Genomic DNA, 21,723 nt, shown 5'->3' with positions numbered 1-21,723 from the left:
GCCCGCCGTTCGCGACCACCGTCCCAGGGGAAAGCACAGCCGCGACACGCGCCGGCGCGCCAGCGCCGGCATCCACCCGCCCGAAGGACGTGCCGTACGTCGAACCGCCTGACACCCGGAAGTGGAACGACGAAGACCGCCCGCTCTGCATCAGGCGTCACCAGCGGGCCGGGTGATCACCGGCCTGTGCTCACCTGGCTCTCGCCCAAAGCGATGCTCTTGGGTGTGATCTGCCGCCCCCGGGGACATGTGCAGATCATGAGCATGCGGACAATGATGTACGAGGCCGACGCGGCCGTCACACAGCAGGCGGGCACACGTATTCCCGCTCCCGTCGGCCACGTGCTGTCAGTGATCGAGGAGGCGGCGGAGAGCTCGAAGCTGTGGTTGGGCGCGGCCGCGGTGATGGCTGCCGTCGGCGGGTGGCGTGGCCGGAAGGCGGCTGTCCAGGGGGTTGCTGCGCTGGCGCTGGCGCAGTTGGTGTCCAACGGCGTGGGAAAGCAGCTGTCCGACCGGCCCAGGCCGCCGAAGGAATGGTTTCCGCACGATGAGGTCGATGACCGTCCCGACTCCTCGTCCTTCCCCTCCGGCCACACCGCAGCCGCTATAGCCTTCACGGCCGCCGTCGCACCCACCTGGCCCGCCGCGGGGATCACGTGTGCGGCACCGGCCGTCATGGTCGCCGTCGAACGGGTGCAGTCCGGCGCTCACTACGCCAGTGACGTCGCCGCCGGCGCCTCCATCGGTCTGCTCAGCGCGTGGCTCATCCGGCATGCCCCGCACCTGATCATGCGGCGCTGGTGCTGAACGCCCTCATCGGCAAGGCCGCCTGCCTGGGCGGCGGCCTTGCCGGCCTTCGCGTACTTCAGCAGCACGAACCTTTCAGGGAGCCGATGACCACCGCTCCCCCGCTGCACCACGTCCGGCTACTACCGCAGGTACAGGATGCCGAGCTCTTGCCCGGCGCGGCGCCATGGGTTCACAGTGGAGGCAGTACCACCGCATGAGCACCGGAGGCCGCCATGCTCCTCCTCGGCATCATCTTGCTGGTCGTCGGCTTCGTCACCGGCATATCCATCCTGTGGACGATCGGCATCGTCCTCGCGGTCATCGGCGCGATTCTGTGGATCATGGGCTCCATGGGACACGCGTTCGCCGGTCGCCGACACTACTGGTGACCGCCCTGGGGCGGCCCCTCACATCAAGCAATCGCCGAACGCCGCATCCGTCCGGCCGCGCCCTGTAGCGGGGCCGGACGTTGACGGCTCCACCGGGGTCGTCGGCAAAGGGCGGCGTGCGGTGTTGCCCTTCCCGTCCTCGACCCGGTCGCCAAGGATCCGCAGGTCCAGTAGCCACCGGGCCGGGATCACCGTGGCGGATAGGGATCGAGCTGGACTGTTGCTCTGAGCCGATTTCTGATCAGGCCTGGGCCAGCAGCGGGTCGAAGGGGGTGGTGCGCCGGCGTCCGGACATGAAGGACAGGAACTCGCCGACGAACGCGCTGCGTTCGTACGTGCCGCCACTGGTGGCGATGTCGCGGTGGAAGGCTGTCTGGAACAGGGCCCGGTATTCGTCGGCGTCGATGCGCTGGTTGCCGTCCTTGTCGGTCACGTCGAACAGAACCTCGGCGACCCTGATCAGTGCGGGGCCGGCCAGGGAGGGGACCGCGGCGGCGTACTCACGGGCGCTGACGCGTCCGTCGCCGTCCGTATCGAGGGCCGATTGGAGTTCGCGCCACCAGTCGGCGTAGGCGTTGTAGAGCCTGGTCTCCTCGGGTTCGTCAAGGTCGAGACGGCCGGCCAGCTCGCGGGCCATCGCGGCGAGGTCGGGCCAGTCCAGGTAGCCGTCCCCGGTCTGGTCGAGGACCTCGGTAAAGAACTCCTGCGCGCTGTACTGGGTCGGCGCATCCCCCGTGTGCTCGTGTTCCGGCTGCCTGGGGAGGGGGGTGAGGAGCCTCAGGAGGGCGCCGGCGCGTTTCATCTGCTCACCCAGGGCGGTGATGGTGCGGGCGCGGGGGTCGTCGCTGTGCGGGGAGGTTGCGAGCAGGTCGACGATACCGGCGGCCTGGATCCAGCCGTCGGGCAGGAAGCGGGCCAGGCCGGCGGCGAGGTAGGCGCCCTGCATCAGGGTCTGCGCTCCTGCGATTTCGGGCAGGCCGGTCTTGCGGCGGAACGCTTCGGGCAGTGAGGCCACGGTGATCGCTCCGATGGCCGGACCGGCCAGGGCCCGGCCGGTGGCCCACAATGCGGGAAACCCGCTGAGCACCGGCGGGGCGGGCAGGTGGTCGAAGAGCTTGAACAGGATGATCCGCATCGCCTCCGTGTTCTCCAGCTCCTCCTCGACCACCCGGTCGAAGTAGGGCCAGAACTCGGCGAGGGTGGGCGGCAGATGACCGGCTTCTCCTCCCATGGCGGCCAGGTAGGCCCGGAACTCGACGTACAGCCGCTCCATCGTCTTCTGTTCCAGAGGCTGTCCGCTGAGCCGGCACATGGTGACGGCGCTTTCGAACATGGTTCCCACCACCCAGGCGCGCACGGCGGGGTCCATCGCGTCGTAGGGCCGGTTGTCGGCGCCGGTGCCGCGCAAGCGGGCGTGCAGTCGGTTGAGCCGTGCGGCCTCCCGTCGGCGCACCTGCTCGTCGGCGCCGAACATGCGCTGCATGCTGAGGAAGGTGTTCTTCAGCCGCCGCCAGGGGTGGGCGACGAACGTGGAGTTGTCCAGCAGAGCGGCGCCGATCTGGGGGTGTGCGGCCTCCAGTACGGTCGCCCGGACCATGGCCAGCGCCCAGCGCGGATCGTTGATGAGCGCGTGGAATTGGGAGCCGGGACCGAACAACGCTTCGTCGGAAGCGCCACCGTCCCCGCCGCCGCGGGGAGTGAAGGCGGCGTCGTCGGTCTCGGCCTGACGGTTGTCGGCAGTAGTCACGATCGGGGATGTCCGTTCTCGTCCGTCGGTACGGCGCCGAAGCGGCGCTCGCGTTGCCGGTAGGTGTGCAGGCAGTGAAGGAAGTCCGGTGCGCGGAAGTCGGGCCACAGCACCGGCGGGAAGAGCCATTCGGCGTACGCGACCTGCCAGAGCATGAAGTTGGAGATGCGCTGTTCGCCGGAGGTACGGATGACCAGGTCCACATCCGGGGTGTCGGCCATGGGCAGGTGAACGGCGAACATCTCCTCGGTCACCGTCTCGGCCGGCACACCGGCGCGGATCAGCGACCGCGCGGACTCGACGATGTCCCGTCGGCCACCGTGGTCGAAGGCGACCGTCAACGTCATGCCCCGGTTCTGTGCGGTCAGCGTCATCAGGTCGTCGATGTCCCGGCCCAGCTCCGGCGGGATGCGGGGATCGGTCATGCCGAGGAAGCGGCAGCGGATACCCCGTGCGTGCAACAGCGGCGCGTGCTTGCGCACCACCCGCCGCACCAGGTGCATCAGGAAGGCGACCTCGGTGTCCGGGCGGCGCCAGTTCTCGGTGGAGAACGCGAACAGGCTCAGCCAGCCCACCCCGACCGAACGTGCCGCCTCGATGACGTCGATCACCGTCGTCTCCGCCGCGCGGTGCCCGTACGTGCGCGGCAACGACCGCTGCTGGGCCCACCTGCCGTTGCCGTCCATCACACAGGCCACATGCCGCGGCACTCCCCGCGGACCCGCCCCGGTGGGTTCCGGGCGAGCAGCCGAGGCGGAGGGCATCGTGTCGTCCGTGGACTGCCACACTGTCACGCCCGGTCCTCCGTGCCCCCATGGCAGGCACGCCACTGCGCGCCTCCCCCGGCGCCGCGCCGCCTGCGATCTTCAGCAGCAGACTGGCAGCGCCCGGCCTCCGGGACCCAGGCATCCGTCCGGATTCACCTTTGGTACTGATGTCCTAGCCGATCAGAACGCCCGGTGGTGTGCGGCAGAGCGGATCTGGCGTCATCATCGGCGACCGCCGGCGCCACCCGGACGGGCGCGAGAGGCTGTGCGCAGTGATGTGGGTGCATCCCGGGGGTTCGGTCGGGCAGAATCACCTGCGTACGAGGCCCCACGAGGGCAGGCCTGGATCGTTGGCGAGGAGACCGTGGCCCACACCGCCCAAGCTCACCAGCCGCGCGGGCTCACCGCGGAGCACCGCGTGGTCGGCGAGGCCCGTGTCGTGGCCCTGCGCGGCGAGATCGACCACGATGTCCAGGACCAGCTGCGCACAGCCCTGCTGGGCCAGGACGAGGTGGTGCCGGCGCGGATCGTGGCCGATCTCAGCGGTGTGACCTTCATGGACTCCAGCGGCATCAACGTCTTCGTCGCCGCCCACCGGCAGGTGAGCGGCGCCGGCGGGTGGGTGCGTATCGCGGGGGCTCAGCATTCCGTCCTCCGCGTCCTGCAACTGGTCGGACTCGACACCGTCATCACATGCCACCCCACCGCCGAGCAGGCCCTGACCGCCTGACCCGTCGCCTGCGGGGGGCCGTCGGCACGTGGCGTGGGTGCTGCGGTGAGAACGCCGATCGCTTGGTCGACCGTCGCATGCGGATCGACCGCCCGCCTCGGCCGGGTGACTCATGCCTCCAGCCGCGCCACCGCATGCTCGCGGCCGGCAGCGGGCAGAGGCCGCTGCGCGCGGGGAGTCGTCACCACCGGTTCTCCGACGGTCATTGGTCGGTCGGCCGTTCCAGTGCCACCCTCGGCAGGTGGCGGGCCAGTGGGGCGGGCAGCCACCAGGCGCGGGGGCCGATGAGTTGCATCGCGGCCGGGACGATCAGGCAGCGGATCACCACGGCGTCGAGGAAGACGGCGACCGCGAGGCCGAGACCGAACTGCTGGAGCATGCGATCGGGGCTGAGGACGAAGGCGGCGAAGACCACGATCATGATGGCCGCCGCGGCCGTGATGACCTTGCCCGTGGCTGCCAGGCCCTCACGGACCGCGAGCGAGTGGTCGCGTGTCCGCTCCCATTCCTCATGGATGCGGGAGATGAGGAACACCTCGTAGTCCATGGAGAGCCCGAAGACGATCGCGAAGATCATCACGGGGATGAAAGCCTCGACGGGTCCCGGCTGTACCCCGAACCAGCCGTGCTGGAAGACCAGGGTGATCACGCCGAGCGCGGCGGCGATCGACAGGAGGTTGAGCAGGGCGGCCTTCAGGGGGATCAGGACGGAACGGAAGACCAGCAGGAGCAGCAGCGCGGACAGACCGACGACGATGGCGACGAAGAGCGGTATCCGGGCCGAGACGGAGTCGGCGAAGTCCTGGGCGGCCGCGGTGGGCCCGCCGACCAGGTAGTCGGCGCCGGTGCGTTCGGCGAGCCGGGGCAGGACATCGTCGCGCAGGGTGTGGACGAGGGCGGCGGTGCTCGCGTCCTGTGGTGAGGTCGTGGGGAACGCGATGACGGTGAACACGGTGCCGTCCGTGGACGGCAGCGGTGGTGTGGCGGCGGCGAGGCCCTCGGTAGCGGTCAGGGTGGTCCGCAGTTGCTCGGCGGCGTCGGCGTCACCCTGGCTGACCGCGAGCAGCGGACCGTTGAAGCCGGCTCCGAAGCCCTGGGCCAGCAGGTCGTAGGCCCTTCGGCTGGTGGACGAGGCCGGGTCGTTGCCCGCGTCGGCGAAGCCGAGGCGCATGCCGAGAGCCGGGGCGGACAGGGCCAGGAGGGCCAGGACGGCGGCCAGCAGGGCGGGCAGGGGGCGCCGCTGCACGGCGGAGGCCAGCCGCCGCCAGCGAACGCCCTCCTCCCTGCCCTTGGCTTGGGCCTTGGCGGAGCGTTTGCGTACGTGTCGCCGGATGCGGTCGCCGACGAGCGCGAGGAGAGCGGGCAGCAGGGTCAGCGAGGTGGCCATGGTGACCAGGACGGTCAGCGCGACGGCGACGGCCACCCCCTGGAGGGATCCGAGGCCCAGGGCGACCAGGCCGAGCAGCGCGATGATGACGGTGCACCCGGCGAAGAAGACCGTGCGGCCCGCGGCATCCAGGGCGGTCTGGGTGGCGGTCTGCCGGTCCGCGCCCCGGATGAGTTCGTGCCGGTAGCGGTAGAAGATCAGCAGCGCGTAGTCGACGCCGACACCGAGGCCGACCAGCATCATGATCGGCGGAGTGAAGTCGGCGACGGTGAAGACGTGGGAGGCCAGCATGATCAGGCCGATCGCGCCGCCGACCGCGAAGAGCGCGGTGACCAGCGGCAGTGCGGCGGCCACCACCGATCCGAAGAGCAGTACGAGGATGACCAGGGCGGCGAGCATGCCCGCGCCTTCGGCGCCCCCGCCGCTCTCCTCCTCGGCGCCGCGCACCGCATCCCCGCCGAGCTCTACCCGCAGTCCGTCCCGAGCGGCCGACTTGGCGGTGTCGACGATCCGCGCGACGTCCTCTTCGGGGATGTCCTCCGCTTTGCCGTCCAGGACGACGGTGGCATATCCGATGGTGCCGTCCTCGGAGACGGCGGAGGCGTCCGCGTAGGGGCTGCGGACGTCGGCGACGCCGGGCAGGTCACGCACCCGGTCGAGGGTCCGCCCGATGGCCGGGCGATCACCGCTCAGTCCGTCGGTGTCCTGGAAGACGATCTGGACACTGCCGCCCGCCTGCGCGGAGCCGTGCCGCTTCAGCAGGTCGGCGGCGGCCTGGGAGTCGGTGCCGGGCAGGGTGAAGTCGTTGCGGTAGGCGCTGCCCACGCTCCGGGCGCCGACGGCGATGACCGCGACGGCGAGGATCCACAGGAGCAGGGCGCTCCAGCGGTGGCGCTGGGACCACAGGGCCAGACGTCCGAAGACACCCGCCCGGCCGGTGGTGGGACCGGAGATCGCGATCATGTCGCGTGCTGGTGACATGGGTTTCACCGGCCTCGGTGGTGCGAGCGGCGGTTCTGCTCGGCGCGGCGGACGGCGATGACCGCACCGAGCACGGCGCAGATCGACGGTACGGCGACGAAGGCGGCCAGCAGCAGGCCGCCGGTGCCGGCCACGTCGAGAGCGCGGCCGAGTACGAAGGCGGAGAAGGCGCCCACGGTCTCGGTCAGCAGGAAACCGGCGGCGCCGCCGGCGAGGAGGCCCACCAGGGCGGCCGGGGCCTTGGCCGAAGGCGGGTGGGCAGGGGAGCGTGTATCCATGTCTCGCAGGGTCCGGCTGCGGCGGGCGACGGCGCATCGGCCTGCGGCGGACACCTGCCCTACCCCGCCGGTTGCGGTCTGGGCGCCCGGACTACGCCGCTGGTGGGTTGCCCGCCGCGGCGTTTCGGCTCCACCAGCGGTGGCCGACCGGTTCGGCTAGGCAGTTTCGTTTAGATCACCGGGCGGACCAGAGGAAGATGCCTGCGATGTGGAGTCCGGCCAGGTAGATGGTGGCGGTCTTCTCGTAGCGGGTGGCGATGCCTCGCCACTGCTTCAGACGGTTGATGCACCGCTCGACGGTGTTGCGCTGCTTGTAGGTCTCGCGGTCGAAGGCTGGTGGCCTGCCGCTTCGGCTGCCCCGACGCAGCCGGTGGCTGCGCTGGTCAGCGGGAACAGGGATCACGGCTCGGATGCCGCGCCTGCGCAGGTGCTCGCGAATTGCGCGGGAGGAGTACGCCTTGTCGGCCAGGACCAGGTCCGGCCGGGTGCGAGGTCGTCCTCGCCGACGGGGAACACGCAGGCGGGCCATGACCTCGGTGAAGGCAGGTGCATCACCGGCTTGTCCAGCGGTGAGGACGAACGCGAGGGGCCGGCAGCGGGCATCGGCGGCGAGGTGGATCTTTGTGGTCAGTCCGCCGCGGGAGCGGCCGATGGCGTGGTCGCCGGGTTCGTCTGCCGGGGCCCCTTTTTGCGGGCCCCGGCCGCGTGCTGGTGGGCCCGCACGATCGTGGAGTCCACCGAGACGGCCCAGTTGAGGTCCTCGTCCGCGTCGGCCTGGGCCATCAGCGCGGTGAATACCCGCTCCCAAGTGCCGTCGATGGCCCACATCCGCAGCCGGTTGTAGACGCCCCGCCAGTTGCCGTACTTCTCCGGCAGGTGGACCCACTGTGTGCCGGTCTGGAACTTATAGGCGATCGCGTCAATCACCTGACGATGGTCGCGCCAGCGGCCACCCCGCTTCGGTGTCCGGTCCGGGAGTAACGGCTCGATCCGCGCCCACTCGCGTCAGTCAACGGCACACCCGGACCAACGACCGACTGATCCAAACGAAACTGCCTAGGTGGTAGCGGACCGGCTGAGCCGGTGGTGGCATGCCCGCGCGTGGCGGCTACGCCCGTAGGGGCCGGCCCGCCACACCCGTGGCAGCCCGCCCGCTATACCCGTGGCGGCCGACCGTTCAGCCAGCCCGGGCGGACCATGCCGGACTCGTACGCCAGGACCACCAGTTGGGAACGGTCACGGGCGCCCACTTTGGTCATGATGCGGCTGACGTGGGTCTTGGCCGTCGCGGGGCTGAGGACGAGGCGGGCGGCGATCTCGTCGTTGGTCAGACCGGCGGCGACCAGTTCCATGACCTCACGCTCGCGGTCCGTGAGGGCCTTGAGGCGCGGGCCGGGCTCAGGTGCCTCGACCCGTACGGCGAACTCCGCGATCAGCCGGCGTGTGACGGAGGGGCTGATCAGCGCGTCGCCACGCGCTGCCACCCGCACGGCGTGCACCAGTTCCTCCGGCTCGGTGTCCTTGACCAGGAAGCCGGTGGCACCGGCGCGCAGCGCGCCGTACACGTAGTCGTCCAGGTCGAAGGTGGTCAGGATGACCACCTTGACGTCGGCGAGGCGGGGGTCACCGGCGATCTGCCGGGTGGCCTGAAGACCGTCGACGCCCGGCATGCGGATGTCCATCAGCACCACATCGGGGCGCAGCGTGCGGCAGGAGGTCACGGCCTGCTCGCCGTCGCCCGCCTCACCGACCACCTCGAAGTCGTCCTCGTCCTCGAGGATCGAACGGAACCCGGCACGCACCAGGCGCTGGTCGTCCGCCAGAAGAATCTTGATCAGGGTCCGGCTCATGAAGGGGAACGCGCTCCGTTCATCGAGGAGTTCGTGCAGGGGATCCGGCCCCGTACGGTGAATCCGCCGTGCGGCCCGGGTCCTGCGGTCAATTCGCCGCCCAGCGCGTGGGCCCGCTCGCGCATCCCGCGGATACCGTTGCCCGGCGTTCCGCCGTTCGCGACCCCGGGGCCCTGCCCGTTGTCGGTGACCTCGACCGTGACCTGCCGCGCCTCGCGATGGATGCCGACGGTGACGACGGTCGCGTGGGCGTGGCGGCTCACGTTGGTGAGCGACTCCTGAACGATGCGGAAGGCGGCCAGGTCCACCTCCATGGGCAACTGCTCCCGCTCGCCGCTGAACCGCACATGGACGTCGAGTCCGGCGAGCCGTGCGGAGGCCACCAACTCGTCGAGACGAGCCAGTCCGGCCATGGGCGTGACGGGCGCCTCCTCGTCGACCTGCCGCAGCACCCCGAGGGTCGCCCGGAGCTCCCGCAGGGCGTCCCGGCTGGTGTCCTTGATCGCTCCCAGCGCGTCCTGCGCGCTCTGTGCGCCCTTCGCCGGGTTCCTGCTCAGACGGCGCAGGGCGGCCGCGGACTGGACGTTGATGAGCGAGAGGTGATGGCCGACGACATCGTGCAGTTCACGTGCGATACGCAGCCGCTCCTCGGTCGCGGCGCGCTCCTCGCTCTCCCGGGCGAGGGCCAGGCGGTTGTGCCGCACCCAGCCGAGTGCGACCACTCCGACCAGCCATCCTGTCAGCATGAACACGGCGACGCCGTTGACGTCGTGGTTTCCCGCGAGTGTGCCGATGCCGGTCGCGATCACGGTCAGCGCCGCCAGAGCGATGGCGGCCTGGAGGTGGCCCTGGGCGGCGACGACGTAGAGCGCGACGACGAACGTGACCATGAGGGGACCGTCGTAGACGCTGACGAGGTAGTAGGCGGCCGTGGCGGCCAGTACGAACGCGGCGACGGCCACGGGGCGGCGGCGGCACAGGTACAGCGCCGCGCAGGCGGCGACGATCAGTGTCCAGCCGACGACGGTCGCCGACCAGGACTCCTCCCGCTCACCGATGAGCGACCTCAGACTGCCCACCGCCACCGGCACGAAGACCCCGCAGGCCAGGGCGGCATCCGCCGCTCGGCCGTGCGGCGGATGCGGCCGGAGACGTGAGACAGCACCGAGGGGCATGCCGCCAGCGTAAGCGGCCGCGGCCCCGGCGCCCTCCTTCGCTTGGCGGAATCGCGCGGGTTCGCAACCACCGTGGTACGCAACCGCGCCGGAGCCACAACCCGTGGGGTACGGCAGGTGTCCGCCGCAGACCGACGCCCGCGCGGCTGCCCTCCCTCGACGATGGGGACCGTGAACGCAGAAGCCTCTCCCCCGATCGTCGAGCGCCTGCGCGGCGTGAACCGGCCGCTGGTCGCCGCCCTGACCGCCGTCGCGCTCGTCCGGCCCTTGTTCTCCATCGCCGGCTGGAGCGACGCTCTCGGCAAACCCCTGACCCCGGTGCTCCTCACCCTGGCCATCACGCTGACCTGGATCCTCGCGGTCGGTCTCAGCCGCGTACGCGACCCTCTGCTGACCCTCGTGGTCACCGGCGTGGCGTACGCGCTGGCCGCCCTGGTTCTGAGCGCGGTCCTCTCCCCCCTCCTGACGGGAGAGCTCCAGGGACCCCTCGCCCAGCCCCTGGCGATCGTCCCGCTCTTCCTCGTCAACGCCGCCTGGGGCGCCTTCTGCGGAGCCTGCGCGATGGGGCTGCGCAGGGTACGTGTCATCCGCCGGTGAGCGCGTGCCCTGGACCTGACGGCCTCAGTCTTCCGCGTGGGCCAGCCACAGGTCGGGGCCGAAGACCTCGTACCGGATGTGCCGGGCGGGGATGCCGGCCCGGAGAAGCTGGGAGCGTACCGCCCGCATGAAGGGCACCGGGCCGCACAGGTAGACATCGGCGTTCTCCGGCAGGTCCGGCGCGGCCAGGTCCATCAGGCCGGTGCGGGCGCCGGGTTCGTCGGCGGCGTCCCTCTCGTACCAGTACCGGGCCCGCGCATTCGGCAGTTGGCTGACAAGCCGATGCGTTTCCGCGCGCAGGGCGTGGTCGGCCGGGGAGCGGTCGGTGTGGAGCACCCGCACCGGGCGGGTGGCGCCGGTGTCCGCGAGGTGTGCCAGCATGCCGGTCATGGGCGTGCAGCCGATGCCCGCCGAGATGAGCAGCAGCGGGGTGTCGGTGTCGTCGAGCACGACATCGCCGAAGGGGGCGGAGAGGGTGAGTTCGTCGCCCGTACGGACGCTGCCGTGCAGGTGGTTGGACACCTCGCCCTCCGGGGCCTCGGCCACGGCCTCCACTCGCTTCACGGTGATACGCCGCGTCTGTTCGCCGGGCGCGTTCGACAGGCTGTACTGACGGATCTGGTGGACGCCGTCGGGCATGCGGACCCGGACGCTGACGTACTGTCCGGCACGAGCGGGCGGCACGGGCTCGCCGTCGGACGGCCGCAGCAGGAACGAAACGACATCGTTCGTCTCCTCCCGCCGCTCCACGACGGTCCACTGCCGCCAGGGCCGCCGTGGGTCGACCTCCGCTTCCTGGTAGAGCCGTGCTTCCCGGGCGATGAGGGCGCCGGCCATCAGCCAGTACACCTCGTCCCAGGCCGCGGCGACGTCCGGGGTGACCGCATCTCCGAGTACGTCACCGATCGCGCGGAAGAGGTACTTGTGGACGACCGTGTACTGGTCCTCGGTGACGCCGAGCGCCGCGTGCTTGTGCGCGATCCGGGACAACAGGGCGTCAGGGCGCGCGTCGGGGTCGGCGAGCAGCGCCCGGGCGAAGCCGGCTATGGACCCGGCCAGTGCCCTGCGCTGGTCGCCGCTGGCCTGGTTGCCGCGGTTGAACATGCCGTCCAGCAGATCGGGGTGCTCGCTGAACATCGTCCGGTAGAAGCGGGCGGTGATCTCGTCGAGGGCACCGCCCACGGCGGGCAGGGTGGCGCGCACGACAGCGGCGGACTCGGGCGTAAGCATGGGGCTCCTCAGGGATGCGGACTTGTGCGGCCTCTCGGCTCGCACGTCTCGGGCTCCCGTCCGGTTTATCAGCGGTCCGCTTCCCGGACGGGTACCGTCGGCCGGATCGAGGACCAAGGACTCAGCAGCTCAGGCCGGTTGGGCCCGCCGGTGGGCGGTGATCCGGGCCACCCGGCCCTATCGGATGTCCGGCCGCCCGGGTAGGCGGCCCGATCGCGCTCGGCACGGAGGGCACTGCTGTGCCGCGATGGCGTCGCGGTCGGGTGCCATGCTGCCGAGCGGCGAACCGCGAGAGGCAGGGCGCATCCTGACTGCCGACGGTGGGTTTCCGCGGGCCCGGCCCGTGCCGGGCGGCGCCTCAGGTCCGGGATGGGCGGACGAGGGTGTTGTCACCGGTGCGGCCCGCGAAGAACTCGTCCACGTTGGACACCGTGGTGTCGGCGATCTGACCGACCGCGTCGCGGGTGAAATACGCCTGGTGCGATGTGACCAGGACGTTGGAGAAGGTCATCAGCCGGGCGAGCCGTTCGTCGGTCATCACCTCCAGGGACTTGTCGAGGAAGAACACACCGGCCTCCTCCTCGTAGACGTCCAGACCGACACCGCTGAACCGCCCCGCGCGAAGTGTGGCCAGCAGGGCGTCCGTGTCGACCAGTCCCCCACGGCTGGAGTTGACCAGGATCGCGTCGTCCTTCATGAGGGCCAGGGCTTCGGCGTCCACCAGGTGGTGGGTGTCCGGGAGCAGCGGCACGTGCAGGCTGACCAGGTCGGACTCGGCGAACAGCTCCTCGCGCGGGACGTACCGCATGCCGAGCGCCGCGCATGCGGGATTCTCCGCGATGTCCCAGCCCAGCAGCCGCATGCCGAAGCCGTGCGCGATGCGGGCGAATGCCGCGCCGATCTTGCCGGTCCCCACCACTCCGGCCGTGCGGCCGCGGAAGTCACGGCCCATCAGGCCGTCGAGCCGGAAGTCGAACTCGCGGGTGCGGTGGGCCGCCCGGACGATCCTCCGGTTGACCGCGAGGGCGAGCGTCCACGCGAACTCGGCGACGGAGTAAGGCGAGTAGGACGAGACGCGGGCGACGGTCAGCCGGAGCGTCTCGGCGGTGGGCAGGTCGATGTTGTTGTAGCCGGTGGACCGCTGGGCGATCATCCGGGTGCCGCCGGCCGCGAGGGCTCGCAGCACCTGGGCGTCGAGTGTGTCGTTGACGCTGCTGAGCACCACCTCGTGGCCCGCGGCGGTGGGCGCGGTGTCCCGGTCCAGGAACATCCTGAGGCACCGCAGTTCGTGGCGGCCGGCGAACTTCTTGTCGAAGGCCTGCCGCAGCAGGACCTCCTCGTCCGCCAGGACGCCATAAGCGACGATCTCCACGTGCTCTCCTCCCGAGGGGGAACGACGATCGGTCCACCCTAGGTCTCCTCCTGCCGGGTCGGCCGCCGTGACCACGAGGGTCGCGGGGACGCGGCGGAATCCGGTGTATCCCCCCAACCGGCAAGCGGAACCGGAGTACGCCTCGGGTGAGCGGCAGTACCCCGGTCGGCTGCGGCCGCTGATCAGAGCAACCAGCGGTTTCGGCTGACGAAGGGCAGCCGTGCCCATGCCCGGCCCAGTCCCCATGTGGCGCCCGCGCCTGCGGCCACGAGGGCGATCAGGACGACGGCGTAGACGACGTGGTAGCCGGTGAAGGGGTTGGTCGGCATGCTGGGCGATCCGTCGGCCACCGCTGTGGCCCTGCCGTCCGTCTTCGACGACGGCAAGGGCAATCCCGGGTGCCGGTGCGGGTGTTCGTGAACTGTCATGATGCTCATCCCCTCCGAGGCGCCATCCGGGGGTGGCCCGCCAGGACACCTGAGCTGGGGTGCCCGTGTCGGGACGCCTGGGCGGCTGTGAGGGCGTGCTGGTGTCGGCGCTCGCTCTCACGCCCCGTCGGGCACGACCATCACCGGGCAACGGGAGTGATGCAGGACGGTGTGGGCCACCCGTCCGAGGCGGGGCCCGTACTGCCCGGGGCGGCGTCGGCCGATGACCAGCAGTCCGGCCTTCTGCGAGGCGGCGAGCAGCACGTGCCGGGCGTGCCCCTCGGCGGTGCGCCGGTGCAGGGTCACGTCAGGCGGGGCGTCGGCGAGGGCGGCGTCCAGTTCCTTGGCTGCGCGTTCTTCGTACGGGAGCTCGGACGAGCCGGTGAGCAGAGGGTGATCGACCGTTTCGTGGGAAGGGCGACGCCAGGTCCGCACGGCCTCCAGGACGGCCTTGCGACGCCGTGCCTCCTCACAGGCGACGCGCACCGCCCTCGTGGGAGCGTCGGACGCGCCGACGACGATGTGGTCGGGCTGTCCGCCCCCGGGGCGGTCGTGGTGGTCGCCGCGCACCACGACCGCCCCGGGCAGTGGGCGTGTGTGGCGACCGTCAGGCTGACGGAACCCAGCAGCGCGTCGGTGAGTCCACTGCGCCCGCGCGTGCCCACGACGACGAGTGATGCGTTGCGGCTCTCCCGTGCGAGGACGTATTCCGGCTCCTCCGGCACGACGGCTGTCGTCACGGACAGGCCCGCACGGCGGTGCCGGGCACGGCTCATGGCGACGCCGACGATGTCCTCGGCGGCCGCGTGCCCGGACGGTCCGGCGAGGCCGGGCGCGAGTGCGGTCCCCTCGTACCTCTCCCACAGGCAGGCGTAGACCACACGGAGGGGCACCCCGTGCAAGGCGGCCTCGTCGGCGGCCCAGTCGAGGGCCCGCAGACTCGGTTCCGAGCCGTCGACACCCACGACCAGGGGCAGGTTCATGGTCCTCATTCTCCGGTTCCGAGGTCGAAGACGATCCGGGCCTTGACCTGGCCGCGCAGTACCTCGTCGATGCACTCGTTGACCGCCGCGAGCGGCCGGGTCTCGCTGATGACCTGCGTGCGGCCCGCCGCGTGGAGCTGGAAGACCTCGGCGAGGTCCTGCCGGGTGCCGACGATGGAACCGATCACCGAGGTGCCGTTGAGTACGGTGTCGAAGATCGGGAGCCGGATGGTGCCGTCGGCCGGAAGTGCCACCATGACGAGCTTCCCACCGCGCCGGAGGCCGGAGTTGACCGCTTCGAAGGCGGCCGGGTTCACGGCGAGGGCGAGAGCGATGTGGGCGCCGCCGTGGCGTTTCAGCTCCGCGCCGACGTCCTGGGTCCGGGCGTCGATGACGATGTCGGCTCCCAGCTCGCGGGCGAGCCGGAGCTTGTCCTCGGTGACGTCGATGGCTGCGACCCGCGCTCCGGCGATCTTCGCGTACTGCACCGCGAGGTGGCCGAGTCCGCCCACGCCCGAGACGGCCACCAGCTGGGCGGGCCCGACGCCTGCCACCTTGAGCGCCTTGTACGTGGTGACGCCGGCGCAGGTCAGCGGAGCGGCGTCGAGGGCGCTGACACCGTCGGGCACGGGCTGGGCGAAGTCGGCCCGGGCGAGCATCTTCTCGGCGTAGCCACCGTCGCAGCCGTAGCCGGTGTTGACCTGGCTCTCGCACAGTGTCTCCCAGCCGGACAGGCAGTGCTCGCACCGTCCGCAGGCGCTGCCGAGCCAGGGCACGGCCACGCGCTGCCCGACGGCCAGGTGGGTCACGCCGTCGCCGAGCTTCTCGACGAGACCGACCCCCTCGTGCCCGGGCACGAACGGCAGGGTGGGCTTCACGGGCCAGTCGCCGTGCGCGGCGTGGATGTCGGTGTGGCACAGTCCGGACGCCTCGACCCGGATCCGGACCTGTCCGGGGCCTGGTTCGGGATCGGGGCGCTCCTCGAGGACCAGGGGTGCGCCGAACTCGGTCACGACAGCTGCCTTCATGCTCATGCTCCTCACGTGGCTCGCCTTGTCAGGCGTGCGCGACGACGGCGACGGGGGCGGTGGCGTGGTGCAGCACCGCGTGGGCCACGGAACCGATGTGGATGCCGAACGGGTTGCGGCGCACACGCCGGCCGACGACGACGAGGGAGGCGTCGCGGGAGGCGTCGATGAGGTGGTTGGCGGGGCTGCCCAGGCGGGAGAGCTCGGTGATCCCGACGTCCGGGTACTTCTCCCGCCAGGGCAGCAGCGCCTCGGTGAGCGCGGCGCTCCGCTCGCGTGTGATCTCGTCACGGGGATCGACACCGGCCGCCAGGCTGTAGACGTAGGAGGACGGCAGGTTCCAGCCCTGGACGACGGTCAGCGGGGCCGCACGCAACCGTGCTTCGTCGAAAGCGAAGGCGATCAGGGTCTCGTCGGGGCTGTCGGTGTCCAGACCCAGGACGACAGGCCGGAACGCGGTCGCGGCGGACGGGATGCCGACGGGATCCTTGAGGTGCTCGTCGGCGGCCTGCTCACCGGCGCGTACCAGGACGACGGGCATCTCGGCGCGGGCGACGACGGACTGGCCGACGGATCCGACCAGGAAGCCGGAGAGCCCGCTCAGTGCGCGGGAGCCCAGAACCAGCAGCTCCGCGTCGCGGGAGGCCTCCAGGAGGGCTTCGGCCGGGGCTCCGGTGCGCTGTTCGTAGGTCACCCCGACCCCGGGGTGACGCAGCCGCAGCCCTTCGGCCGCTTCGCGCGGGACGCGTTCGGTCCAGTGCTGGTGGGTCTCGGCGCCGAGGAGCGGGGCCTGGGCCATCCGCTCCGGCAGGGGCAGCCACACGTGGACCAGCCGCACGCCGGTACCGCGCGACGCCGCTTCACGGGCGGCCCATTCCGCCGCGGCCCGGCTCTCCGGCGAACCGTCCAGACCTACGATGATCGTGCCGGGCATGTGCCCACCTCCTGGGTGTGGTGATCTGCTGAAAGCGTCTCGCCCGCGGGCCTGCCGGGGCAGGGGCCGCTGGTCCCCCGCGCGGGCCGAAGGGCCCTGTCCGCCGGGTGTCGGCGACGACGGCGCGGAGCGCTACGGGAGACCGCGAAGGGCCGCAGCGGGTTGGATGACCGGCCGGGGTGGGAGGTGCGCCATCCGGTGGCTTCCCCCCGTTCCGGCGACGAGAACGGACCCGACGACCGGGGGCCGGACCTGCCGTGGACGGCCGCCCGCGGCTTCGGTTGCCGACCGTCGCGGCTACGACTGCCCGCCTTCGCGGCTTCGGTTGCCGACCGTCGCGGCTACGACTGCCCGCCTTCGCGGCTTCGGTTGCCGACCGTCGCGGCTGCGGCTTCGGTTGCCGACCGCCACGGCTACGGCCGCCCGCCGTCGGGCACGGTGGTCAGTCGTGCGCGACGACCGCCACCGGAGCGGCGGCGTGGTGCAGCAACGCCTGCGTCACGGGCCCGATATGGGTGCCGATCGGCGCCCGGCGGACCCGGCGGCCCACGATCACCAGCGCCGCGCCGCGCGAGGCGTCGACCAGGTGAGCACTCGCGCCGCCGACCGTGGCCTGTGCGCGCACCTCCACCTCGGGGAACTTCCCCTGCCAGGGACGCAGCACGTCGGTCAGCTCGTGGCGGACCCTGGCGGCCGTCTCGGCGCTCAGCTCGGGCATGAGCTCCCCGCCGTAGTAGTAGGGCGGCAGCGTCCAGCCGTGGACGACACGCAGACCGGCCGCTCGACGGGCGGCGGCGTCGAATGCGAACGCGATGACGGTGTCGTCGGGCTTGCGCAGGTCGAGGCCGAGGACGACGTCGCCGTGGGCCCCGGAACGGGCGGCGGGTCGTCGGTGCGAGGTTCACCGCCGGGCCGCTCATCCACCCGCACGAGCACCACCGGGCCTGTGCTCCGGGCCAGGACGGACAGGGCGACAGAGCCGACCAGGTATCCGGCGGCCCTGCTCGGACCGTGGGAGCCGAGCACCAGCATCCGGGCGTCCTCGGCGGCCTTCAGCAGGGCGGGGACGGGCTGCCCCGGTATCTCGTCGGCGTCGATCCGCAGACCGGGATGCCGAGCGGCGACGCGCGCCCGCGCCTCGTCCAGAACGTGTCGTGCCCATGCGCGCCGGGCGGTCGGCGGGACCGGCACGGCGAGCCCGGTCGTCGGAGCGAACGCCGACGGCGGCCACTCCCAAGCGCTCACCAGGCGCAGGGGCAGGTCACGCAGCATTGCTTCGCGGGCGGCCCATTGGGCCGCGGCCAGACTCTCCGGCGAGCCGTCCAGTCCGGCGGTGACGGTGCGGGTCATGTGGAACCTCCTCGGGGGACGCCTCGAGTCTTCGGTTCCTCGGAGCAGGTGCGGAGGGGCCACTGGTGCCCACACGTCGGACGACCGTCCCGGGTATCCCCGCGCGTCCCCCGGCGCCACCGTGTGTCCTCGGAGGACGGGCTGACGGAAGGATCGGCACGGAGGTCGTGCGGGGCCGGGCCCCGACCCGACCACCGGCGGCCTTGCCGATCACCGGTCCCAGGCGAGGTCGGTCCTCGCGCTCACCGGTCCCCGCTGTCACCCACCGGGACTCGCCAGACCAACGTGGTGCCTCCGCCGGCCGGGCAGGTCCAGTCCAGTTCGCCGCCCACCTGCCGGGCGCGTTCGGCCATGTTGCTCAACCCGCTGCGGCGTCCCTCGGCCGCGATGCCCACGCCGTTGTCGGACACCTCCAGCCGCACCTCACGGCCGTCCGTCGCCAGCACGACCTCGGCGCGGCCGGCGCGCGCGTGCCGGGCGACATTGGTCAGGGCTTCCGAAAGGACCGCCATCAGGTGGTCGGCCGTCTCCTTCGGCACCTCGGTGTCCAGCAGCCCCTCCATGCGCAGGCTCGGGGCGAAGCCCAGTACGGGCGCGGCCTCGCCGACCGCCCGCACGGCCCGGGCCCTCAGACCTGTGCCGGCAGCGCTCTCGCGCGAACGCAGGCCGAAGATCGTCGACCTGATGATCTTGATGGTCTCGTCCAGGTCGTCCACCGCCCGCACCACCCGCTCGGAGGCCTCGGGGTGCTCGATGAAACGCCCGGCGCTCTGCAGTGTCATGCCGGTGGCGAAGAGCCGCTGGATCGCCAGGTCGTGCAGGTCCCGGGCGATGCGGTCGCGGTCCTCCAGGAGTGCGATCTGCTCGGCGGCCTGCCGGCGCTCGGCCAGTTCCATCGCGACCGCGGCCTGGGCCGCGAATGCCTTGAGCGGTTCCGTCTCCTGCTCGAGGAATACGGTCTGGCCCGCCTCGCGGACCAGCAGCACGACACCGCGGACGCTGTCGCCACTGCCGATCGGTGCGGCCACGGCAGGGCCGAGGCCGATGAAGCGCCGCGGACCCGAGGAGACCCGTTCGTCCTGGGAGACGTCCGGGCTGGTGATCGTGGAGGCTTCCGAGAAGGCCTGACCGATCAGGCTCTTCTCGACGGGCAGCACCATCCCGCGGTGGGTCTCGGCCTCCTCTCCGATGGCCAGCTCCACCGTGAGCGTGCCGGTGTCTTCCATGGGCACCGCCACCACGGCCAGAGCGGCCCCCGTGATGTCCATGGCCCGCTCGGCGATCAGGCGCAGGACGCCGTCCCGTTCGCTGCCGGACATGATGGCGTGCGTGATCTCCGCGCTCGCCCGCAACCAACGCTCCCGCCGCCGCGACTCCTCGTACAGGCGGGCGTTGTCGATGGCGACACCGGCCGCTACGGCGAGAGTGGACAGAACCGACTCGTCGTCCTCGTCGAACTGCGCTCCGCCTCGCTTCTCGGTCAGGTACAGATTGCCGAAAACCTGGTCGCGTACGCGGATCGGGACGCCGAGGAAGGTGTGCATCGGCGGATGGTTGGGCGGGAAGCCGTACGAGGCGGTGTGCTCGGAGAGCTTGGTCAGGCGTAGCGGCTCGGGGTGACGGATCAGCTCTCCCAGGATGCCGTGGCCTTCCGGGTAATGGCCGATCTGCGCGATCTGCTCCGCGGTGAGACCGACGGTGAGGAAGTCGGACAGCCGTCTGCCGTCAGGGCCGATGACTCCGAGCGCGGCGTACTGGGCGTCGACGAGGACCGCCGCGGCCTGCACGATGCTGTACAGCGCCTGCTCCAGGTCCAGCTCGCGGCCGACCGACAGCACCGCCTCGAGCAGGCTGTGGACCCGGTCACGCGTACCCCGCGCGGCATCCAGGCGGGCCTGCAACTCCTCCAGCAGCTCGTCCAGCCGCAGCTGGGGAAGCCGTACCCGTGCCTCCCGCGATTCCGCGGAGCGTTCCACGCCCGGTCCTCCTGGTCGTCTCACCGTGCCGCGGGCCGTCAGTCCCACTGATGCCACCGTAGCGGGGCGCGCGGGCGAACGATACGAGATCAAGGCAGGTGACCGGGACGGAGACCCGCCCCCGGCCTCAGGGGCAGGGCGGCCGCCGTGGAGGCGAAACCCGGGCAGCGGTGGGTGCGGCCCTGTGTCGTCGTCGGACCGCCCGGCCTCAGCGGCTGTCGCCCTTGAGCCGGTCCTGGGCCTGGGTGGCGATCACGGCCGCCTGGACGCGCCGTTCGACGCCGAGCTTGGCCAGGAGGCGGGAGATGTGGTTCTTCACCGTCTTCTCGGCGAGGTAGAGACGCTGACCGATCTGGCGGTTGGTCAGCCCCTCCCCGATCAGCGCCAGGATTTCCCGCTCGCGCTCGGTCAGCCCGGGAAGGGCGTCGGGCTCCTCCTTCTGCCGGCCTCCCCGCAACCGGGCCATCAGCTTCGTGGTGGCGCTCGGGTCGAGCAGGGACTGGCCCCGGGCCACCGTGCGCACGGCGGAGACGAGGTCGGAGCCCTGGATCTGCTTCAGCACGTATCCGGAGGCGCCGGCCATGATGGAGTCCAGCAGCGCCTCCTCGTCGTCGAAGGAGGTCAGCATCAGACACGCCAGGTCGGGCATGCTCGAGCGGAGCTCGCGGCACACCGACACGCCGTCGCCGTCGGGCAGGCGGACGTCGAGAATCGCGACCTGGGGACGCAGGGCGGGCACCCGCACCAGCGCCTGCTCGACGGTGCCGGCCTCCCCGATCACGGTGATGTCCGGTTCGTCGTTCAGCAGGTCGTGCACGCCGCGCCGTACGACCTCGTGGTCGTCCAGCAGGAAGACCCGAATCGGGTCGTCGTGGCCGGGCTGTTCGCCGTCCGCCATGTCCATGCTCCTTGTCCAGCGCTACGTACCGGTGTCCGTACCCGGGTGCTGTCGGGCGTACGAATCGGATCTTCCTCGTTGGTGGGCCGGAAGGCCAGGGCCGGTCGGCCCTGTTTCGCCCTCCTTCGATCCTCCCTCTCCGTGACGCCCGGCGACACCGGCTACCACCCGGCGAGCAGCCGCTCAGCCGTCCCAGGTCCAGTCGGCGACCTCGGGCAGGTCGGTGCCGTGCTCCCGGATCCAGGCGTGGTGGCGGGTGCGGGCGTCCACCATCCGCTGCCGCACGGCCGCCGCCCGCACGGCGAGCCCCGGGATCCGGTCGATGACGTCCATGACCAGGCGGTAGCGGTCCATGTCGTTGCCCACCACCATGTCGAACGGCGTCGTGGTGGTGCCGATCTCCTTGTAGCCGCGCACATGCAGGTTCTGGTGACCGGTGCGACGGTAGGCCAGCCGGTGAATCAGCCACGGATAGCCGTGGTAGGCGAAGACGACCGGTTTGTCGGTAGTGAACAGGGCGTCGTACTGGGCGTCCGGCATGCCGTGCGGGTGCTCTTCCCGGGGCAGGAGCCGGGCCAGGTCGACGACGTTGACCACCCGCACCGCAAGATCCGGCAGGTGGCGGCGGAGCAACTGTGCGGCGGCGAGGATCTCCTGGGTGGGGACGTCGCCCGCGCAGGCCAACACCACGTCCGGTTCCCGGGTCCCGTCCTCGGTGCCGGCCCATTCCCAGATGCCGGCGCCGCGGGCGCAGTGCACGCGGGCCTCGTCCATGGAGAGCCAGTCGAAGCAGGGCTGCTTCCCGGCGACGATCACGTTGACGTAGTCGCGGCT

19 protein-coding genes and 3 pseudogenes are annotated in these 21,723 nt (G+C 71.4%); 4 read left to right on the top strand and 18 right to left on the bottom strand.

Annotated elements, in window-relative coordinates; translation table 11 throughout:
* The first annotated feature begins 186 nt into the window (after window positions 1-186).
* Both AB0I06_RS33455 and AB0I06_RS33450 read left to right on the top strand, forming a co-directional pair.
* Complete coding sequence (locus AB0I06_RS33455; protein WP_363122621.1) at window positions 187-807, top strand: phosphatase PAP2 family protein; 621 nt, start codon at window positions 187-189, stop codon at window positions 805-807.
* A 215-nt stretch (window positions 808-1,022) separates the two neighbouring features.
* A complete protein-coding gene (locus AB0I06_RS33450) occupies window positions 1,023-1,178 on the top strand; it encodes a DUF6131 family protein (protein WP_363122620.1) in 156 nt (51 codons plus the stop codon).
* A 241-nt stretch (window positions 1,179-1,419) separates the two neighbouring features.
* On the opposite strand, the gene AB0I06_RS33445 is transcribed toward AB0I06_RS33450, so the two are convergent.
* On the bottom strand, window positions 1,420-2,835 hold the full coding sequence (locus tag AB0I06_RS33445; protein WP_363122632.1) for an oxygenase MpaB family protein: 1,416 nt from the start codon (window positions 2,833-2,835) through the stop codon (window positions 1,420-1,422).
* Between the two features lie 86 nt (window positions 2,836-2,921).
* Window positions 2,922-3,689: a polyprenyl diphosphate synthase gene (gene uppS, locus AB0I06_RS33440; RefSeq protein ID WP_363122631.1), complete on the bottom strand. Its 768-nt coding sequence runs from the start codon at window positions 3,687-3,689 to the stop codon at window positions 2,922-2,924.
* Window positions 3,690-4,056: 367 nt separating this feature from the next.
* On the opposite strand from uppS, the gene AB0I06_RS33435 reads away from it, so the two are divergent.
* Window positions 4,057-4,422: an STAS domain-containing protein gene (locus AB0I06_RS33435; protein ID WP_363122619.1), complete on the top strand. Its 366-nt coding sequence runs from the start codon at window positions 4,057-4,059 to the stop codon at window positions 4,420-4,422.
* 202 nt (window positions 4,423-4,624) lie between these two features.
* On the opposite strand, the gene AB0I06_RS33430 is transcribed toward AB0I06_RS33435, so the two are convergent.
* The 5 genes and pseudogenes from AB0I06_RS33430 to AB0I06_RS33410 all read right to left on the bottom strand — a co-directional run bounded on the left by AB0I06_RS33430 (window position 4,625) and on the right by AB0I06_RS33410 (window position 10,093).
* On the bottom strand, window positions 4,625-6,772 hold the full coding sequence (locus tag AB0I06_RS33430) for an MMPL family transporter (protein WP_363122630.1): 2,148 nt from the start codon (window positions 6,770-6,772) through the stop codon (window positions 4,625-4,627).
* A 23-nt stretch (window positions 6,773-6,795) separates the two neighbouring features.
* On the bottom strand, window positions 6,796-7,068 hold the full coding sequence (locus AB0I06_RS33425; RefSeq protein ID WP_363122618.1) for a hypothetical protein: 273 nt from the start codon (window positions 7,066-7,068) through the stop codon (window positions 6,796-6,798).
* A 175-nt stretch (window positions 7,069-7,243) separates the two neighbouring features.
* Window positions 7,244-8,058, bottom strand: a pseudogene (locus AB0I06_RS33420) (IS5 family transposase).
* A gap of 164 nt (window positions 8,059-8,222) precedes the next feature.
* On the bottom strand, window positions 8,223-8,906 hold the full coding sequence (locus AB0I06_RS33415; protein WP_363122629.1) for a response regulator transcription factor: 684 nt from the start codon (window positions 8,904-8,906) through the stop codon (window positions 8,223-8,225).
* A gap of 8 nt (window positions 8,907-8,914) precedes the next feature.
* A complete protein-coding gene (locus tag AB0I06_RS33410) occupies window positions 8,915-10,093 on the bottom strand; it encodes a sensor histidine kinase (RefSeq protein WP_363122617.1) in 1,179 nt (392 codons plus the stop codon).
* Between the two features lie 171 nt (window positions 10,094-10,264).
* Here AB0I06_RS33410 and AB0I06_RS33405 point away from each other — a divergent pair, with 171 nt between their 5' ends.
* Entirely contained in the window at window positions 10,265-10,690 is a 426-nt protein-coding gene (locus tag AB0I06_RS33405; RefSeq protein ID WP_363122616.1) for a hypothetical protein, read from the top strand.
* 24 nt (window positions 10,691-10,714) lie between these two features.
* On the opposite strand, the gene AB0I06_RS33400 is transcribed toward AB0I06_RS33405, so the two are convergent.
* The 11 genes and pseudogenes from AB0I06_RS33400 to AB0I06_RS33350 form a co-directional block, all read right to left on the bottom strand.
* Window positions 10,715-11,920 carry a globin domain-containing protein gene (locus tag AB0I06_RS33400; RefSeq protein ID WP_363122615.1) on the bottom strand — a complete coding sequence of 402 codons (1,206 nt, stop codon included), beginning with the start codon at window positions 11,918-11,920 and terminating at the stop codon, window positions 10,715-10,717.
* A gap of 358 nt (window positions 11,921-12,278) precedes the next feature.
* Window positions 12,279-13,292 (bottom strand): 2-hydroxyacid dehydrogenase, encoded by a 1,014-nt coding sequence (locus AB0I06_RS33395; protein WP_363122614.1) that lies wholly within the window; start codon window positions 13,290-13,292, stop codon window positions 12,279-12,281.
* A 182-nt stretch (window positions 13,293-13,474) separates the two neighbouring features.
* Window positions 13,475-13,621, bottom strand: a complete 147-nt coding sequence (locus AB0I06_RS33390; protein WP_363122633.1) for a hypothetical protein — start codon at window positions 13,619-13,621, stop codon at window positions 13,475-13,477.
* 216 nt (window positions 13,622-13,837) lie between these two features.
* A pseudogene (locus AB0I06_RS33385) lies at window positions 13,838-14,703 on the bottom strand (universal stress protein).
* Window positions 14,704-14,708: 5 nt separating this feature from the next.
* Window positions 14,709-15,731 (bottom strand): zinc-dependent alcohol dehydrogenase, encoded by a 1,023-nt coding sequence (locus AB0I06_RS33380; protein ID WP_363122613.1) that lies wholly within the window; start codon window positions 15,729-15,731, stop codon window positions 14,709-14,711.
* 28 nt (window positions 15,732-15,759) lie between these two features.
* Complete coding sequence (locus AB0I06_RS33375; RefSeq protein WP_363122612.1) at window positions 15,760-16,665, bottom strand: universal stress protein; 906 nt, start codon at window positions 16,663-16,665, stop codon at window positions 15,760-15,762.
* A gap of 442 nt (window positions 16,666-17,107) precedes the next feature.
* Window positions 17,108-17,479, bottom strand: coding sequence for a universal stress protein (locus tag AB0I06_RS33370; RefSeq protein ID WP_363122628.1), 372 nt, complete (start codon window positions 17,477-17,479; stop codon window positions 17,108-17,110).
* Window positions 17,371-18,015 (bottom strand): universal stress protein, encoded by a 645-nt coding sequence (locus AB0I06_RS33365; protein ID WP_363122611.1) that lies wholly within the window; start codon window positions 18,013-18,015, stop codon window positions 17,371-17,373. Before AB0I06_RS33365 ends, AB0I06_RS33370 begins: the two co-directional genes overlap by 109 nt.
* A 242-nt stretch (window positions 18,016-18,257) precedes the next feature.
* Window positions 18,258-19,991 (bottom strand): GAF domain-containing sensor histidine kinase, encoded by a 1,734-nt coding sequence (locus AB0I06_RS33360; protein WP_363122610.1) that lies wholly within the window; start codon window positions 19,989-19,991, stop codon window positions 18,258-18,260.
* A 208-nt stretch (window positions 19,992-20,199) separates the two neighbouring features.
* Entirely contained in the window at window positions 20,200-20,889 is a 690-nt protein-coding gene (locus tag AB0I06_RS33355) for a response regulator transcription factor (protein WP_363122609.1), read from the bottom strand.
* Window positions 20,890-21,072: 183 nt separating this feature from the next.
* Window positions 21,073-21,723: pseudogene (locus AB0I06_RS33350) on the bottom strand (phosphoketolase); the annotation flags it as partial.

The organism is Streptomyces sp. NPDC050674, from assembly GCF_040654575.1.
Taxonomy (GTDB): domain Bacteria; phylum Actinomycetota; class Actinomycetes; order Streptomycetales; family Streptomycetaceae; genus Streptomyces.
The sequence above is the reverse complement of the archived record's forward strand: the minus strand, read 5'-3'. Positions and strand labels throughout refer to the sequence as shown.

Coding starts and splice junctions, on each gene's coding strand:
- AB0I06_RS33390 (WP_363122633.1), bottom strand. CDS start 13,621: ATGCCGACCAACCCCTTCACCGGCTACCACGTCGTCTACGCCGTCGTC.
- AB0I06_RS33400 (WP_363122615.1), bottom strand. CDS start 11,920: ATGCTTACGCCCGAGTCCGCCGCTGTCGTGCGCGCCACCCTGCCCGCC.
- uppS (WP_363122631.1), bottom strand. CDS start 3,689: ATGCCCTCCGCCTCGGCTGCTCGCCCGGAACCCACCGGGGCGGGTCCG.
- AB0I06_RS33450 (WP_363122620.1), top strand. CDS start 1,023: ATGCTCCTCCTCGGCATCATCTTGCTGGTCGTCGGCTTCGTCACCGGC.
- AB0I06_RS33365 (WP_363122611.1), bottom strand. CDS start 18,015: ATGACCCGCACCGTCACCGCCGGACTGGACGGCTCGCCGGAGAGTCTG.
- AB0I06_RS33375 (WP_363122612.1), bottom strand. CDS start 16,665: ATGCCCGGCACGATCATCGTAGGTCTGGACGGTTCGCCGGAGAGCCGG.
- AB0I06_RS33425 (WP_363122618.1), bottom strand. CDS start 7,068: ATGGATACACGCTCCCCTGCCCACCCGCCTTCGGCCAAGGCCCCGGCC.
- AB0I06_RS33355 (WP_363122609.1), bottom strand. CDS start 20,889: ATGGCGGACGGCGAACAGCCCGGCCACGACGACCCGATTCGGGTCTTC.
- AB0I06_RS33380 (WP_363122613.1), bottom strand. CDS start 15,731: ATGAAGGCAGCTGTCGTGACCGAGTTCGGCGCACCCCTGGTCCTCGAG.
- AB0I06_RS33430 (WP_363122630.1), bottom strand. CDS start 6,772: ATGATCGCGATCTCCGGTCCCACCACCGGCCGGGCGGGTGTCTTCGGA.
- AB0I06_RS33410 (WP_363122617.1), bottom strand. CDS start 10,093: ATGCCCCTCGGTGCTGTCTCACGTCTCCGGCCGCATCCGCCGCACGGC.